The organism is Lysobacter sp. HDW10 (assembly GCF_011300685.1).
Classification (GTDB): domain Bacteria; phylum Pseudomonadota; class Gammaproteobacteria; order Xanthomonadales; family Xanthomonadaceae; genus Solilutibacter.
In genome coordinates, this window is the sequence record NZ_CP049864.1 from 1,462,763 (window position 1) to 1,478,155 (window position 15,393).

The 15,393-nt window shown below is 56.1% G+C and carries 12 protein-coding genes; 6 read left to right on the forward strand and 6 right to left on the reverse strand.

The genetic code is table 11. The features are described 5' to 3' along the window. The first annotated feature begins 66 nt into the window (after window positions 1–66). Complete coding sequence (hutU, locus tag G7069_RS07045; RefSeq protein WP_205758777.1) at window positions 67–1,728, forward strand: urocanate hydratase; 1,662 nt, start codon at window positions 67–69, stop codon at window positions 1,726–1,728. Between the two features lie 28 nt (window positions 1,729–1,756). On the opposite strand, the gene dbpA is transcribed toward hutU, so the two are convergent. Then, the gene (dbpA, locus tag G7069_RS07050; RefSeq protein WP_166295699.1) at window positions 1,757–3,139 is read right to left on the reverse strand and encodes an ATP-dependent RNA helicase DbpA; all 1,383 of its coding nucleotides are present in this window, start codon (window positions 3,137–3,139) and stop codon (window positions 1,757–1,759) included. Window positions 3,140–3,257: 118 nt separating this feature from the next. Here dbpA and G7069_RS07055 point away from each other — a divergent pair, with 118 nt between their 5' ends. From G7069_RS07055 to G7069_RS07075, 5 genes are all read left to right on the forward strand, one after another. Then, window positions 3,258–3,695: a hypothetical protein gene (locus G7069_RS07055; protein WP_166295701.1), complete on the forward strand. Its 438-nt coding sequence runs from the start codon at window positions 3,258–3,260 to the stop codon at window positions 3,693–3,695. Window positions 3,696–3,822: 127 nt separating this feature from the next. Continuing rightward, window positions 3,823–5,457: a serine hydrolase gene (locus tag G7069_RS07060; RefSeq protein WP_166295704.1), complete on the forward strand. Its 1,635-nt coding sequence runs from the start codon at window positions 3,823–3,825 to the stop codon at window positions 5,455–5,457. Between the two features lie 61 nt (window positions 5,458–5,518). Next, window positions 5,519–6,769, forward strand: coding sequence for an HD domain-containing phosphohydrolase (locus G7069_RS07065; protein ID WP_166295707.1), 1,251 nt, complete (start codon window positions 5,519–5,521; stop codon window positions 6,767–6,769). After that, window positions 6,766–8,019 carry a bifunctional diguanylate cyclase/phosphodiesterase gene (locus tag G7069_RS07070; RefSeq protein WP_166295710.1) on the forward strand — a complete coding sequence of 418 codons (1,254 nt, stop codon included), beginning with the start codon at window positions 6,766–6,768 and terminating at the stop codon, window positions 8,017–8,019. The genes G7069_RS07065 and G7069_RS07070 overlap by 4 nt, the downstream gene beginning before the upstream one ends. Before the next feature lie 33 nt (window positions 8,020–8,052). Then, a complete protein-coding gene (locus G7069_RS07075; protein WP_305055005.1) occupies window positions 8,053–9,906 on the forward strand; it encodes an ABC transporter ATP-binding protein in 1,854 nt (617 codons plus the stop codon). Here G7069_RS07075 and G7069_RS07080 read toward each other — a convergent pair. From G7069_RS07080 to phaZ, 5 genes are read right to left on the reverse strand one after another with little or no spacing between them, the layout of a single operon-like run. After that, on the reverse strand, window positions 9,903–10,781 hold the full coding sequence (locus tag G7069_RS07080; protein ID WP_166295713.1) for a hypothetical protein: 879 nt from the start codon (window positions 10,779–10,781) through the stop codon (window positions 9,903–9,905). The two genes, G7069_RS07075 and G7069_RS07080, sit on opposite strands and share 4 nt — an antisense overlap. Further along, window positions 10,778–12,835, reverse strand: a complete 2,058-nt coding sequence (locus G7069_RS07085; RefSeq protein ID WP_166295716.1) for a M1 family metallopeptidase — start codon at window positions 12,833–12,835, stop codon at window positions 10,778–10,780. The genes G7069_RS07080 and G7069_RS07085 overlap by 4 nt, the downstream gene beginning before the upstream one ends. Beyond that, window positions 12,832–13,128 carry a hypothetical protein gene (locus G7069_RS07090; protein WP_166295719.1) on the reverse strand — a complete coding sequence of 99 codons (297 nt, stop codon included), beginning with the start codon at window positions 13,126–13,128 and terminating at the stop codon, window positions 12,832–12,834. The genes G7069_RS07085 and G7069_RS07090 overlap by 4 nt, the downstream gene beginning before the upstream one ends. 37 nt (window positions 13,129–13,165) lie before the next feature. Beyond that, on the reverse strand, window positions 13,166–14,101 hold the full coding sequence (locus G7069_RS07095; RefSeq protein ID WP_166295721.1) for a peptidylprolyl isomerase: 936 nt from the start codon (window positions 14,099–14,101) through the stop codon (window positions 13,166–13,168). Between the two features lie 41 nt (window positions 14,102–14,142). Then, window positions 14,143–15,384 carry a polyhydroxyalkanoate depolymerase gene (gene phaZ / locus G7069_RS07100; RefSeq protein ID WP_166295724.1) on the reverse strand — a complete coding sequence of 414 codons (1,242 nt, stop codon included), beginning with the start codon at window positions 15,382–15,384 and terminating at the stop codon, window positions 14,143–14,145. Between the last annotated feature and the right edge of the window lie 9 nt (window positions 15,385–15,393).

Genomic DNA, 15,393 nt, shown 5'->3' on the forward strand with positions numbered 1-15,393 from the left:
CTGCCTGTCGCAAATGCGATAATTGCCTTTTCATCGGGATGCCTTCGAATGACCACCTCGACACCGCTGAACCGTCATGATCCCTCGCGGAAAATCCGTGCGCCCCGTGGCGCGGAATTGAATTGCAAAAGCTGGCAGACCGAAGCGCCTTACCGGATGCTGCAAAACAATCTTGATGCGGAAGTGGCAGAACGCCCTGAAGACTTGGTGGTCTATGGCGGTATCGGTCGCGCTGCACGCGACTGGGACAGCTACGACAAGATTCTGGAAGTTTTGAAACGTCTCGAAGATACAGAAACCTTGTTGGTGCAATCCGGCAAGCCGGTGGGCGTGTTCAAATCACACCCCGATGCGCCGCGTGTGCTGATCGCCAATTCCAACTTGGTACCGCACTGGGCCACGTGGGAGCATTTCAATGCGCTCGACCGCGAGGGCTTGATGATGTACGGACAAATGACCGCAGGTTCGTGGATCTACATCGGTTCGCAAGGCATCGTTCAAGGCACGTACGAAACTTTTGTTGAAATGGGACGCCAACACTACGGTGGGTCACTCACCGGCAAGTGGATTCTGACCGCAGGTTTGGGCGGTATGGGTGGCGCACAACCATTGGCTGCGTCGCTTGCGGGTGCGTGCTCCCTGAATATCGAATGCCGTCAATCGAGCATCGATTTCCGTTTGAAGACACGCTACGTCGACGAGCAAGCGACCGATATCGACGACGCGCTTGCACGCATTGCCAAGTACACCGCCGCCGGCGAAGCGAAATCGATTGCATTGTTTGGAAATGCAGCAGAAATCTTGCCGGAGTTGGTGAAGCGCAATGTGCGCCCCGACTGCGTGACGGATCAAACCTCGGCGCACGATCCCGTGCATGGTTACTTGCCGATCGGTTGGACCGTAGAACAGTGGGAAGCTGCACAAAAAGCCGATCCCGATGCAGTACGCGATGCCGCAAAAGACTCGATGCGCGTGCACGTGGAGGCGATGTTGGCCTTCCACGCACAAGGCATCCCGACGGTTGACTATGGCAACAACATTCGTCAAATGGCGTTCGACGTCGGCTGCAAGCATGCGTTCGATTTCCCGGGCTTTGTGCCTGCCTATGTGCGCCCCTTGTTCTGTCGTGGCGTGGGGCCGTTCCGCTGGGTCGCTTTGTCGGGTGATCCGGAAGACATCTACAAGACCGACGCGAAGGTCAAAGAAATCATTGCGGATGATCCGCATCTGCACCGTTGGCTCGACATGGCGCGTGAGCGCATCAGCTTCCAAGGGTTGCCCGCACGCATCTGCTGGGTAGGCTTGGGACTGCGTCACAAACTCGGCCTGGCGTTCAATGAAATGGTGCGGAATGGCGAATTGAAAGCGCCGGTTGTGATCGGCCGCGATCATTTGGATTCGGGCAGTGTGGCAAGCCCGAACCGTGAAACGGAATCCATGAAGGACGGCAGCGACGCAGTCAGCGATTGGCCGCTGTTGAATGCCATGCTCAATGTCGCGGGTGGTGCGACTTGGGTGTCACTGCACCACGGCGGCGGTGTCGGTATGGGCTATTCGCAACACAGCGGCGTCGTGATCGTGTGTGATGGCAGCGAAGCCGCTGACGCGCGTATCGCGCGCGTGCTTTGGAATGATCCGGGTACCGGTGTCATGCGCCACGCCGATGCGGGCTATGACATCGCTCAAGACTGCGCGCGCGAGCAAGGCCTCGATTTGCCGATGCTTTAAGCGTGTGTGAGGTGCGGTGCGCCGCGCCTCACAGTCGATTGACGCGAACCTTCCGGCCTTTGATCTTGCCCTGACGCAGTTTCTCTAGCGTTTGCCCGGCTTGTGGGTGGGCAATTGCAACATAGCTGCGCGTGGCAAACACATCAATCTTGCCAACGGCCTCTTTCTTCAGACCCACGTCGCCCGTGAGTGCGCCAACGATGTCGCCCGGGCGAAGTTTGTCTGTGCGGCCTGCATCCAGTCGCAACGTGACCATGGGTGCCTGTGGCACGGCACGCGGTCGACCTTCCAGCGCGGGAATGCTTTCCCACTCGGTCGCCTTGCCCAGATGCAAGTCGATGACGCGCGCTCTGTTGTCTTCGCCATCAGACACCAAGCTCAGCGCGAGACCACTGCGTCCTGCACGCCCTGTGCGGCCAATGCGATGCAAATACGTATCTGCATCTGAAGGCAATTCGTAATTCACGACCGCATCGATGATGTCAATGTCGAGACCGCGCGCAGCGACATCGCTGGCCACCAACACCGAACAACTGCGATTGCCAAATCGCACCAATACTTCTTCGCGGTCGCGTTGTTCCATATCGCCATGCAGCGCCAAAGCACTGAAGCCGTAATGCGCCAAGGAGCGCACAACTTCCTCTGTGTCACGACGCATGTTGCAGAAAACGACCGTCGACTGAGGCCGGTAGTGCATCAATGCGGCCGCCAATTGCGGCATTCGTTTCTCGGCGTCGGTATGGATAAAGCGAGCCTTGATATCGGGCGTGCTTTCAACCGAGTCCACCGAGACCTCAACGGGGTTTTGTAGCAGCGCTTTACCCAAAGCACGAATGGCTTCTGGGAAGGTCGCTGAAAACATCAAGCCCATCCGTTGTTTCGGCATGCGTTTCGAGATCGCGCGGATGTCTTCTTCAAAGCCCATATCGAGCATCCGATCCGCTTCATCCAAGACGAACACGGCGACGGATGAAAGGTCCAATGCCCCTTTTTCAATGAGCTCTAAAATGCGTCCAGGTGTGCCGACCACGACGTGTGGTGCATGTGTGAGTGATGCCAGTTGCGGCGCAAGCGGAATCCCGCCGCACAGAATCGAGAGTTTGAGATTGGGGATGCCGGTCGCGAGTTTGCGCAACTGTTTGCCTACTTGATCCGCGAGCTCCCGCGTCGGGCAGAGGACCAAAGATTGCGTGCGGACTTGGCTAGCGTCAATCCGCTCAAGCAGCCCCAAGCCGAACGCAGCGGTCTTGCCACTGCCGGTGGGCGCTTGGGCGATCAGGTCCTTCCCTGACAAGATCACCGGCAATGCAAGTGACTGCACGGGGGTCATCTTCTGATATCCGAGCGCATCCAGGCCGGAGCGGAGTTGGGGCGAGAGCGGTAGGGTGCTGAATTCGGGCGTGTTTTCCATAGGCATATGATCGCAGGAACGGCCGCATCGTGCCCTGAAGCGTTGAATGGCAGGCCTCTGGATACAGAATTGGGCTACGCTCACAGGGCACCCGATTCGGGGCGTATGGGGAAGGACAATGGATACATTGAGCGCACCGCGCACCGCCACATTTCGACTCGTTGCCGTACTTGCTTTAGCTTGGAATCTCATTGGGCTCGCCATGTTCTGGATGCAAATGAACATGACACCGGAGCAACTCGCAGAACTGACCGAAGGTCAACGCAAAGTGAATGCATTGATGCCGCAGTGGCTGTGGTGGATCGATGGTATCGCCGTCGGGACAGGCGTCATTGCTTCTATTCTTTTGATCATGCGAAAGAGACTGTCTGTTGCGTTTTTCATGATTTCGCTTGTTGCGATTGTCGTGCTTTTTAGTTCCGGCATGGTGATCACCGACATGATTCAAAACGTGGGTGCAACAGAAGCGTTGACGATGCCCATCACGGTCACAGTCATCGCCATTGCCTTGCTTTGGTATGCGCGCCGCGCAAACGCAAAGGGCTGGCTCAGTTGAGCGAAGCGCAGCGCTCGGCTTCCGCGTAAAGACTTTCGTGATTCACGTTCACATCTAGGCCTTTTGGCCTAGGTGCGACGCGACACGATTTGTTACATTCGAAGGGTTCTCCAGGGGTCTGACACGTATGTCCATCAAGTACTTTGCGGCTGTGTTGTTTTTGGCAACGGCGCCTGTTTTTGCAGCACCGCCGCAACAAGACGCGGCAATCGCAGCTGCGAAGCCGCATGTCGCACGTGCGGAACCCGATTGGGCGGAATTTGATGCCTACGTCGATGCCGTTAGAAAGCGTTTTGACGTGCCCGGTATCGCTGTGGCGATTGTCAAAGACGGCAAAGTCGTGCATGAGCGCGGCTACGGCGAACGCGAAATGGGCAAGCCGGGCAAAGTGGACGAACACACGATGTTCGCCATCGCCTCGAACACCAAGGCGTTCACAGCCGCAGCACTGCAAATGTTGGCCGATGAGAAGAAGCTTTCAATGGATGATCGTGTCATCGACCATCTGCCGTGGTTCCGTATGTCTGATCCCTATATCACGCATGACATGCGCATCCGTGACTTGCTTGCGCATCGCAGCGGATTGGGCTTGGGCGCAGGCGATCTTTTGTACTGGCCGACAACAACCTATAGCACCAAGGAAGTGGCCCAACGCTTGAAAGACGTACCCCTCACGGGTTCGTTCCGTGCACGTTATGCCTACGACAACATCTTGTTCGGAGTGGCCTCACTGGTGATTGAAGAAGTCAGCGGCATGTCGTTCAAGCAATTCCTCGCCACGCGTTTCTTTGCGCCGTTGGGAATGACTGAAACGCGCTACAACGCCGACGATTTAAAGGCAGGCGACAACGTCGCAACGGGTCATGCGAAATTCAACTTCACCGAGTTGAAACCCGTCGGTACGCTGACATGGTTCAACGCACCGGGTGCAGGCGGCCTGTATTCCAGCGTGCATGATTTGACGCGTTGGATGAACACCATGTTGTATGGCGGCAAAGCGGGTGGCGATGCCAAGGGCAAACAATTGTTCAGCGATCGCGCAGCACGTGATCTATGGAATGTGCTCACACCGATCCCGGTAGGCAAATCTTCAATCCCTGAGCTTGCACCGGCGGCGCCCAACATGATGGGGTATGCGCAAGGCTGGAACGTGGGCGATTATCAGGGCAATCGCTTGATTTGGCATACGGGCGGTTGGCCGGGACAAGTCTCGCGCTTGACCTTGTTGCCGAATAGCCACATGGGTGTGGTCGTGCTGACCAACCAAGAAGTCGGTGTCGCCTTCAATGCGGTCACCTATAAAGCGATTGATATGCTTTTGAACGGCGGCAGCGGCAATGATTGGTTGGCCGCATATGGAAAGGCCTACGACAAAGCACAAGCAGATTCCGACAGCAGTTGGCAGAAACACGTGGCCGCACGTAAAGCCGGTAAACCGCAGCTGCCGCTTTCCGGCTACGCGGGCACTTGGCGAGACCCGTGGTATGGCGATATTGCACTCACACTCGCGAATGGCGCATTGAATATCCAGTTCAGCAAGACCCCGCAATTGAAGGGCAAGTTGGAACACTGGCAAGGCGAGACATTCATCATTCGTTGGGATGACCGTTCGCTCAATGCCGATGCTTTCATGACTTTCCAGCTGAACCCGGATGGCAAGCCCGTAGGCGCCCGCATGGAAGCCATCTCTCCGTTGACGGATTTCAGCTTCGATTTCCAAGACTTGCGACTTGAGCCGGTCCAAGTTGTCAAAGGCGCGTAGTCACATTCAGAGTTTTTCGGGGTAACCTGATTGAATTGGCCTGATCGAGTCTTTTGCACGAATGCTGGAAGAGCATGAAATTCCTGTCGGTTCTCTTGAGCTGGGCATGTGGGTCTGCCGGCTCGATAGGCCATGGGCGGGAACCCCCTTCCTCTTGCAAGGACTGCTGATCGAAACGCCCGCTGACATCAAATTGTTGGCGGAGTACTGCAAGACCGTCTTCGTCGACGTGGATCTCAGCAAACCCGAAATTTCTGCAAAGCTGCGTAGCCTTCCGAGACCGGCAAACGGGATCAAGTCGCCGTTTGTTGCGTCCAGCGCAACTATCGCCAAGCCCGAATTGCATGTCACCGTGCCGCATAAGACGGGTCGACTCCCAACGCCGGTCGATCTGCAGGTGGCCCGCGAGGCGATCACCTTCGTGGTCGAACGCACCACACAATTGTTTGAAGAAATGCGGGAAGGGCGCTCTGTTTCGCGAGAAGAGCTCGAGCAAGCGGCAGAGCCCGTCGTCCGCAACGTCACGCAAAATCAGGATGCCTTCCTGTGGTTGATGGCGCTCAAGCGCGATTCCAACTATGGCTATTTGCATGCGATCAACTGCTGCGCATTGTCTGCCGCGTTTGCACATGAATTGGCACTGCCGCATGACCGCATCAATGCGATTGCGGTGGGCGGATTGATCATGAACATCGGCATGGTCGATGTGCCCGAAGAAATTTTGAACGTACGTCGTGAACTCAAACCCGACGAGCGCAATGTGGTTGAGCAGCATGTGGCACATGGCATGCGCCGCATCGAAGACATGGGGTTCACAGATGTCGATACGGTCGCCATGGTCAAGTGCCACCACGAACGCTACGACGGCACCGGTTATCCCTTGGGTTTGATGGGTGCGAGCATTCCAATGGCGGGCCGACTGGCAGCGATCGTCGATGCCTTTGATGCGATGAGTGCAGACCGTCCGCACCGATTTGCGATTTCGCGCTCTGAATCCTTGCATGAGCTTTACGCGCAGCGCGGCAAGCGCTTCCACAGTGAGCTGGTCGAAGAATTCGTGAAGTGCCTCGGTATCTACCCGGTGGGATCCTTGGTCGAACTCAACACAGGTGAGGTCGCCATTGTCATGGTGCAGAACGCATTGTTGCGCCTACGTCCTCGCATCATGGTGTTGACCGACGAGAGCAAGAAAACGCTGGGTCATTTCCATTCAATGGATCTGTCCGAAACACGCGAAGACGCGAGCGTACATATCATGCGCACCCTGGGTCCGGGTGCGTTCGGATTGGATCCTTCGGAGTTGTTCCTTTGATCGGATTGCATGCATTGCGTCAAGAGTTTGACCGCGCGATCCAAAGTGACAACGGCGACGTTGCGCCTGTCGGATTGGTCATCGCACGTTTGCAGAGACTTCGTGATCTCGAGTTGCTCTATGGGCATGAGCTCGGTGATTCGCTGTATCACGCCATGCCGGAACGCGTACGCGAAGCCTTGCGTCCGGGCGACAAATTAGTCCGCATCGGCGAGGCCGATTGTGCAGTCGTGTTCTGCAATCTACGTAGCCGAAACCATTTGGAGTTGGCGGCAGGCCGGATTGCGCGCTCATTCTCCGATCCGGTTGAAATCGGCGACCGTAAGTTTCGCGTGCGCGTTGCCGTAGGTGCTGCCTATTTCCCCAGCGATGGCCAAGATTTCGATGCCTTGTTAATGGCGGCCGACCGCGCCTGTGCGCGCGCCGTCAATAACCAATACAGCTACGAAATGCACCGGAGCGATGCCAGCGCGACGCAGTATGAGCACGAGCGTTTGGTGCAAGCGATTCGACAGAACGAGCTCCAGCTGTATTTGCAGCCGATTCATTCCGCGCGATCGCCGGAAAAAATTGTGGCGTTTGAATCTCTCGCGCGTTGGCCCACGGAAGGTGGCTTTGTCCCACCCAATGTCTTTATTCCGATGGCCGAGCGGGGCGGGCTCATTCAAGATTTGACGATGTGGAGCCTGCACTCCTCCTTGCGCTTGCTGTCTCAGTGGTTGGAGTTCGCGCCTGACATAAGTGTCTCAGTGAACATTTCGCCGCTCTTTGCTGCAGATCCTGTGTTCCCGGATTTGGTGCTGCGCGCCATGGGCATTTGGAATGTGCCGCCTGAGCGGCTTGTTCTCGAAATTACCGAAACGGCATTTGCAGAGAATGCCGATGCCGTGATCGACGGCATGATGACCTTGAAGCGCAGTGGCGTCTCGATTGCCATTGACGATTTCGGTACCGGCTATGCGTCCTTCGCTTATTTGAAAGATTTCCCGGTCTCAGAGCTCAAGATCGATCAGGTCTTCATTCGTACACTGTTGCATCGTCAGCGACTTCAGCACCTTGTCGGTTCCATGATCGACATGTCGCATCGACTGGGGATTACCGCGGTCGCCGAAGGTGTGGAAGATCAGAAGACTTTGGAAGTGCTCGAATCCTTGGGCTGCGACTTCGTGCAGGGATATCACTTGGGTCGGCCTATGCTTGGTGAAACAGCCGTGGCCCAACTGCAGACGCGCTATTTCGGTACGACGTGACTCTGCGCTCGCGCACGTCGTGCACAATGAACCATGATCTTCAAATGGTTCGAATCACGCATTGACCCGTTTAAGCCGGTGCAAGTCGGCGCACCGCCGGCTTCGCTTTGGCGCTTCTATGTGCACTATCTGAAGCAGGCAAAGGGCGTTTTGCTTTGGACCTGTGTATTGGGGTTCTTTGTGGCCCTGGTCGAAGTGTCTCTGTTCTCGTTTGTGGGACGCATCGTTGATCTGGCGCAGGGTCTACCCGTGCGCGACTTCTTGTCGATTCATGGGCATGAGTTGCTCTGGATGGCGGTAGTCGTCGTTGTCATTCGGCCCTTGCTCTTGCTTGCGCATGACTTACTCGTGAACCAAGCGATGTTGCCTTCGTTCACGGCCTTGGTGCGTTGGCAGCAGCATCGACATGTGTCCATGCAAAGCTTGGCCTTCTTCAACAATGACTTTGCCGGACGTATTGCCAATCGCATCATGCAAACCGGTGCCAGCTTGCGCGAGTCAGCTGTGCAGATCGTGGACGCCATTTGGTACGTCGTGATTTACACAATTACCGCGCTGGTACTTTTTGCAAAAGCGGATCCGAAATTGAGCTTGCCTTTGGCCATATGGTTAGTGGGCTATATCGCATTACTTGTGTTCTTTGTACCGCGTACCAAAGTGCGGTCATTGGCCGCTTCGACCGCCAAATCGAAATTCATGGGCCGGGTTGTCGATGGTTATACCAATGCAAGTGCCCTAAAGCTCTTCCCGCAAGGCACACGTGAAGACGCCTATGTGCGTGAATCGGTGCAAGAGAACGTCGACAAAGTACGGGCCATGACGCGCCTCACCACGCTGATGGATATCAGCATCACGGTGTGGAACGGGCTCCTGATCGCCGCCACGGGCGCATTGGGAATTTGGTTGTGGTCAGGCGGCCACATCACCGCAGGTGCCATCGCGCTGTCGACGGGTTTGGTCATTCGAATCAACAACATGTCAGGTTGGATCATGTGGGTGGTGAACGGCATCTTCGAATCGATCGGAACGGTGCAAGATGGCATGGAGACGGTCGCCAAGCCTTTGACCGTGGTGGATGCCAAAGATGCACCGGCATTGCGCGTGGGTGCAGGCGATATTCGCTTCGAGGACATCCACTTTCACTATGGACAGGGCAGTGGCGTCATCAGTGGCCTCGACCTCCATTTGAAGCCGGGTGAACGCGTCGGCTTGGTCGGACCTTCAGGTGCAGGTAAAACCACGCTGATGAACTTGCTGTTGCGCTTCTACGATTTGGAAGGCGGACGAATTCTGATCGATGGACAAGACATTGCGAAGGTCACGCAAGACAGCTTGCGGCATGCCACGGGTGTGGTGACACAAGAGCCGTCGTTATTGCATCGATCCATTCGCGACAACCTGCGGATTGCGCAGCCTGACGCGACAGACACGCAGTTGTATGCGGCGCTCGCGGCAGCGCGCGCAGATGGATTCGTGCCGAATCTGATCGATAGTGAAGGGCGCCGCGGCTTAGATGCACATGTCGGCGAGCGCGGTGTCAAACTTTCGGGCGGGCAACGGCAACGAATCGCGATTGCGCGCGTGCTACTTAAAGATGCGCCGATACTGGTGCTCGACGAGGCCACGTCGGCTTTGGATTCTGAAGTGGAAGCGGTCATTCAAGACTCGCTGGCCACCTTGATGGACGGCAAAACCGTCATTGCGATTGCACATCGCCTGTCAACCATTGCGCGGATGGACCGCTTGGTGGTCATGGACCAAGGGCATATCGTTGAGAGCGGTACACATGCCAGTCTGCTGGAGGCCGACGGCTTGTATGCACGGTTATGGAAAAGACAAACCGGCGGATTTGTGTCCGCCGGTTTGGATGAAGCCGAAGTTGATTAGCGCGAGATTCTGGCGAGTGTTTCCAGACGCATCACGCGGAACAATCCGCCCACTGCTGTAGCCAATGCCACGACGACGAGGGCAATCCAAGCATTCTGGATACCCATGAGCGGTGCACTGATCAACGCCAACGCGGCGAGCCCAAGCAGCAAGAACAAGACAAAGCCGAAAATCGACGCAAACGGACGCTTGAACAAAGTCTTCAGACCTTTCATCACGGTGCCGCGTACGCGCGGCTTTGCGTCGCTCATGTTGGACAACGCGGCGCGTGCCAAGTCAAACCACAGCAAGAACAACAGCACGGTCACAGCGACAACCCAATTGACGATGGATGCCGCATGCGCAGTTTGTTCAGCGGTGACCGCCACTTTGCTGACACCCGACGACCACTTGAAGGTGAAGTACGCGGGCAGGGCAAGCACGATCAGTACCAAGATAAAGATCAGGCTTTGCTTCAGCTGTGCCCAGAAGCCCGCATTGGCGACGCGAATCAACTCGCGATAGCCCAAGCCGCGGCCGCCACGAACGCTGCCGACCAAGCCGCTGGCGAGCCAAATTTTCAGCAACCAAGCAACGATGGCACAGCTCAACAATCCCAGGACGAACTGCGAAACACCTTCGGTGTTCCCGGCGAACGCACGCATGGATTCCACCCAGGCTTGAATACGATCACCCAGGTCTGTTGAAGCGGCGGATGGATTGAAGCCCAGGCTGGCCTTCAGTTGTCGAACGATCGGCAATGCAGCAATCCAACCAAGCAACAATGCAAACAAGACCGTGAGACTAAGCCAGCGCCAGTGACGGAAGCTGGCGCCAAAGCTTTGGCCAATGGCTTTGAAGGCGCCAATGCGCGCATGTGAGATTTCAGTTGTCATAGGGCAAGCATCCAGCCGAATACGGTTTGAAACGCGCTTCGGGCAGTCGTGGTGAAACCATTGGTATTCACCGCGGCAACCGAGCGCGCATTGTCATTGAGGTCGATGTCGACGTAGTTGCCGCCATTCGGGTCCAAGGCAGCAGAAACGGCGGGCGAGGCGCTCAAGAATTTGTAATCTTGCTTGGGCTTCGTGTCGTTGACAGACAGCGTCTGCTGACTGCCGTCCTTAAATGTCACCACCAAAGAACGTGGCAAAGCCACGCCGCTACGACGGAAGTCGACATGCGTTTCATAGCCGCCTGCTGCGGACTTCGTGGTGACCGCTGCAATTCGATCATTCAAACGCTTTGCACCATAGATTTGAGCGGCGAAGTAGGGCTTGATGATGTCCGCGCGACCCGTGCCATCGATCAGTGCCTGTTCCAAATCGGCAATGCCCGGATGTCTGAACTTCCAACGGTCGTAATACAGCTTCATGGCGCTTTCCATCGTTTCACGACCGACGGCGGTCTCGATGTCGTGCATGACGGTGGACGTGCCTTGATACACGCGCGTATAGCTTTGGCTGGTCTTACGATCCCAGGCGCTGTTACCCAGCGGATCTTCAGGATGCTCGGGACGTGACATCACGCGTTCGGCAGCGAATGCATTGAACGGCACGAAGCCTTTGCCATCGAAGCGCTCGATCTTCGGGCCGCGATTGAGATCACGCACCATGCGCATGTCCCAATACTCGTTCATGCCTTCGTCCAGCATCGGCTCTTCGAACTCATTCGACGCGAGGATGCCGTAGAAATAGCCATGACCGAATTCGTGGATGGTGACGAAATCCAACATCAAGTCGGGAACGCCATAGCCCTTCGTGCTGGGCTTGGTCAATGTCGCCGTGAAGAAGGTGGGATACTCCATGCCACCTGCTTCATCCGCGTTGTACGCCGGGACCACTGCGGTGACGGTCTTGTACGGATAGGCGCCAAGCGTCTTGGAGAAATACGCCAAAGAATCCACTGTGGATTTCATGACGAACTTACCGGTCGCTTCGTACCCCTTCGGATACAACACGCGGACCTTGACGTCGTGCCCGGCCGGGCTGCGCCATGTCGTTTCCATCGGCACGCCGTACTTGTCGTAGGCGGTCCAAGCAAAGTCATGTACGTCGTCTTGCTTGTAGTGATGGGTGGTCCAACCGGCATCTTCAACAGGCGTGCCTTGAAGTTCACCCGTTGCACCGACGATGTAGTTCTTCGGTACTTTGAGTTTCACGTCATAGCTGCCGAAGTCTGCATAGAACTCACTATGCAGATGCATTTCGTGAGCATTCCAACGGGGTGCGGTGGCACCGCGTTCGCCCGGCAACTCAAGGACGCCGATTTTCGGGAACCACTGACCCACCAGATGGAAGGTATCGAAATAGCCGGTACGTGCGACGACGCGCGGCAATTGGTTCTCAAATTGGATGTCGAGATTCGTGGTTGCACCCGCCGCGACTGCGGTGGGTAAGTCCAAGCGAACGACGGTTTCGTCGGTCTTCGGGCCGTTGTCTGGATGCACGAATTGCCATTTCACCGCTTGGCCGTTCTGCATCACGCTAATCAACTTCGCATTGCCGGCTTCTTTTTCATCTGAAGCGACGCCCGATCGGAACTTAAAGCCCTTTTCTTGTTCAGTACGGAAGGTGCTGCCTTTCTTGAATGCATTCAAATACAAATGGAGGTACACGCTGCACACGGGTTGTGCGCTGCGATTCCGCCAACCCAATTGCTGCTCACCCTTCACGGTGTGTTTGACCGGGTCCAACGTGGCATCGATCTTGTAGCTGACGACGCGATCAGACAAAGTCTCTGCGCCATCTGCGCGTTGACCGCCCCAGGCAGATTCACTGCTCGGCGTGGTCACCATGCCGGCGGTCTTACCGGCGATTGGAATATCCGCACATACCGGCGGATTCGGATTTGCTGCGGGTGCAACCGCCGCCTTATTGGGTGCATTCGCAGACGCGAAAACACCTGCCGCACAGGCGAGTGCGGACATCCCCAAGATTACTTTTTTCATTCGTTATCCACCGATTCGAATTCGACCATCATGTCGAGGTCATAGGCCAATGCATCCATTGCTTCTTGCACTTTTGCGGAGGTTGATCGATTCGATACTTCGACCTCGACCTCGTGCACCGTGGGGCCCAGTTCGTCGCTCAATCCGGAAGAGCTTGAATCCGGGTCATCCATGTGCGGCATCAGATCCGCGACTTCCTCTACTGAATGGACACCGTCCATCCCCTCCAGCAGATTCATCATGGTTCGAATCTGTCCATCATCACCAGTCATGCGTACACGGAGCACAAACATGGGTGCATCTCCTGTTGCAAAGTGAGGTCTCCCAAGCTTACTTGGGCGTACGTACCACGGGCGAAATACTACAAATACCAATATGGTTGGCAGGGCGCTTGTACCATTCGTCACGCCTGTTGCGGCGCGCTTCGGTCGCGCGGTCGAACCAGGCGGTGTCCGTGCGCAGCACTTGCAACGGAGTACGTTCGGCTGCCGGGACATCGCTTTCAAGACGAATCGATTGAATCGGCACGCGCTGTGTTGGATCTTCAAAGAACCCCATGGGGGCGGGCCCGCGTGGCGTGGCACTCAAGTACTCCATGCCCTGCAATACGCGACCGACGACCGTGATGTTTCGATCGAGTCCGCGCGGTGCGTCGCCGATGATCACATAGAGTTCTGCACCGGTGGAGCTATCGGACTCGTTGCCTCGGCCCGCACCCAAGGTGCCGTAACAGTGGGTCATCCAAGCAGTATGTGTGGCCGGATCACGTGCAGCGGGAAATCCGTTTGAAAAGCCCGTTTCGGGTGCCCAGCCGTCGACATCTTTCAGACGATGGAAAGGCAAGCCTTTGCTGCTGCGTTCGAATTCGGCCGGAAGTTTCGACTTTGCGTTTGCCGACAGAGGTCTCGCTTTCGTGGCATCGTCAGCGTCCGGATCGCCAAACTGCACGACGTAATTGTCTTGTGCGCGATAGATCGACAAGCCGTTCCAGAAGCCGCCATGCGCCAAAGCTTGAATGTTGGCGACGTGTTGCGGGGCAAAGTCGGGCGCGAGCTCGATGATGACGCGCTTGCCATTGGCCAGGTCCATGTAAAGCACATGCGAGGGATCTGGCATGCGCCAGGCTTCAGCCGGAGCCGCATCAATGATTTGCTTGGCAGTTTGATAGGTCGGCTTCTCAGCCGGTTGCTTCGTGGCCGCGTACGCAAACGCATGTGCGCTTAATCCGGCGGTGAGACACGCGAGAAATACAAGGTTCCGGTTCATGCAACGTTCCTTGAGAGGCTCGTTGCAGGATAGCTTGATTTTTAGGCGCGCTGACGTGCGATGAAATCCCGGACCTTCGGGTACACCTGTGTGCGCCAGCGGCGACCACTGAAAATACCGTAGTGACCGGCACCTTCAATGACCAGCTTTTCTCTGTGATCCGCACTTACGCCCGTGCAGAGATCATGTGCAGCGCTGGTTTGCCCCACACCTGAAATATCATCCAATTCGCCTTCAATCGTCATGATGGAAGAACGGATCTTGGAGGGGTCGACGCGTTCGCCATGGATGTCCCACAGACCGCGCGGCAACAGGTGGTCTTGGAAGACAATGCGAATGCAATCCAAATAGTAGTCGGCCGGCATATCCAACACCGCGTTGTATTCGTCGTAGAAGCGACGGTGCGTTTGCGCCGTTTCCAGATCGCCTTTGACAAGGTCGCGATAGAAGTCCCAATGCGATACGGCATGACGTTCGGGATTCATGGCAATGAAGCCCATGTGTTGCAAAAAGCCGGGATAGACGCGACGACCTGCACCGGGATAATTCGCCGGCACGATGTGAATCACATTTTGTTCGAACCAACTGTATGGATGGCGCGTCGCCAAATTGTTGACAGACGTGGGCGAGCGACGCGTGTCGATTGGGCCACCCATCATGATCAATGAAGTCGGCGTAGGTTCACCGCGCGCAGCCATCAATGACACTGCAGCCAAGGTCGGCACCGTCGGTTGGCACACACTGATCACGTGCAGATCATCTGCGCCAATTTCACGAATGAAGTCTTCGATGTAGGTCACGTAGTCTTCGAGTGAGAACTCACCTTCGCTGACCGGCACCATGCGGGCATCGACCCAGTCCGTGATAAATACATTGTGGTCTTGAAGCAAGCTGCCAACGGTATCGCGCAACAAAGTGGCGTGATGGCCCGAGAGCGGTGCAACGACCAAAACATTGGCAGCATTCGTCAATCGTTTGACGGTTGCCGAGTCATCTGACAAACGATTGAAGTGTTCCAAATTGCAGAAGGGCTTCGCGAGAACGGTGCGTTGCAAAACAGCACACTCTTTTCCATTCACCTCGACACGATCGATGCCGAAGCGGGGCTTTTCATAATCTTTGGCCAAGCGGTGGAAGAGTTCGAAGCCTGCAGCCGCGCGGTCTGCCCAAGGGAGTTGGGACATCCAACTGCCTTGTGAGGAATACATTTGTGCGCCGGCATCTGCCAGGAATGTCCAAGGCTGTAGCCATGCACGCGTGTATTCATTCAATTGATAAAACATGCAGTTCTC

Bases quoted from the DNA above. Each gene is read 5' to 3' on its own strand.
- G7069_RS07095 (WP_166295721.1), bottom strand. From the start codon at position 14,101: ATGAACCGGAACCTTGTATTTCTCGCGTGTCTCACCGCCGGATTAAGC.
- G7069_RS07085 (WP_166295716.1), bottom strand. From the start codon at position 12,835: ATGAAAAAAGTAATCTTGGGGATGTCCGCACTCGCCTGTGCGGCAGGT.
- dbpA (WP_166295699.1), bottom strand. From the start codon at position 3,139: ATGGAAAACACGCCCGAATTCAGCACCCTACCGCTCTCGCCCCAACTC.
- G7069_RS07075 (WP_305055005.1), top strand. From the start codon at position 8,053: ATGATCTTCAAATGGTTCGAATCACGCATTGACCCGTTTAAGCCGGTG.
- phaZ (WP_166295724.1), bottom strand. From the start codon at position 15,384: ATGTTTTATCAATTGAATGAATACACGCGTGCATGGCTACAGCCTTGG.
- G7069_RS07090 (WP_166295719.1), bottom strand. From the start codon at position 13,128: ATGTTTGTGCTCCGTGTACGCATGACTGGTGATGATGGACAGATTCGA.
- G7069_RS07065 (WP_166295707.1), top strand. From the start codon at position 5,519: ATGCTGGAAGAGCATGAAATTCCTGTCGGTTCTCTTGAGCTGGGCATG.
- G7069_RS07080 (WP_166295713.1), bottom strand. From the start codon at position 10,781: ATGACAACTGAAATCTCACATGCGCGCATTGGCGCCTTCAAAGCCATT.
- G7069_RS07055 (WP_166295701.1), top strand. From the start codon at position 3,258: ATGGATACATTGAGCGCACCGCGCACCGCCACATTTCGACTCGTTGCC.
- G7069_RS07060 (WP_166295704.1), top strand. From the start codon at position 3,823: ATGTCCATCAAGTACTTTGCGGCTGTGTTGTTTTTGGCAACGGCGCCT.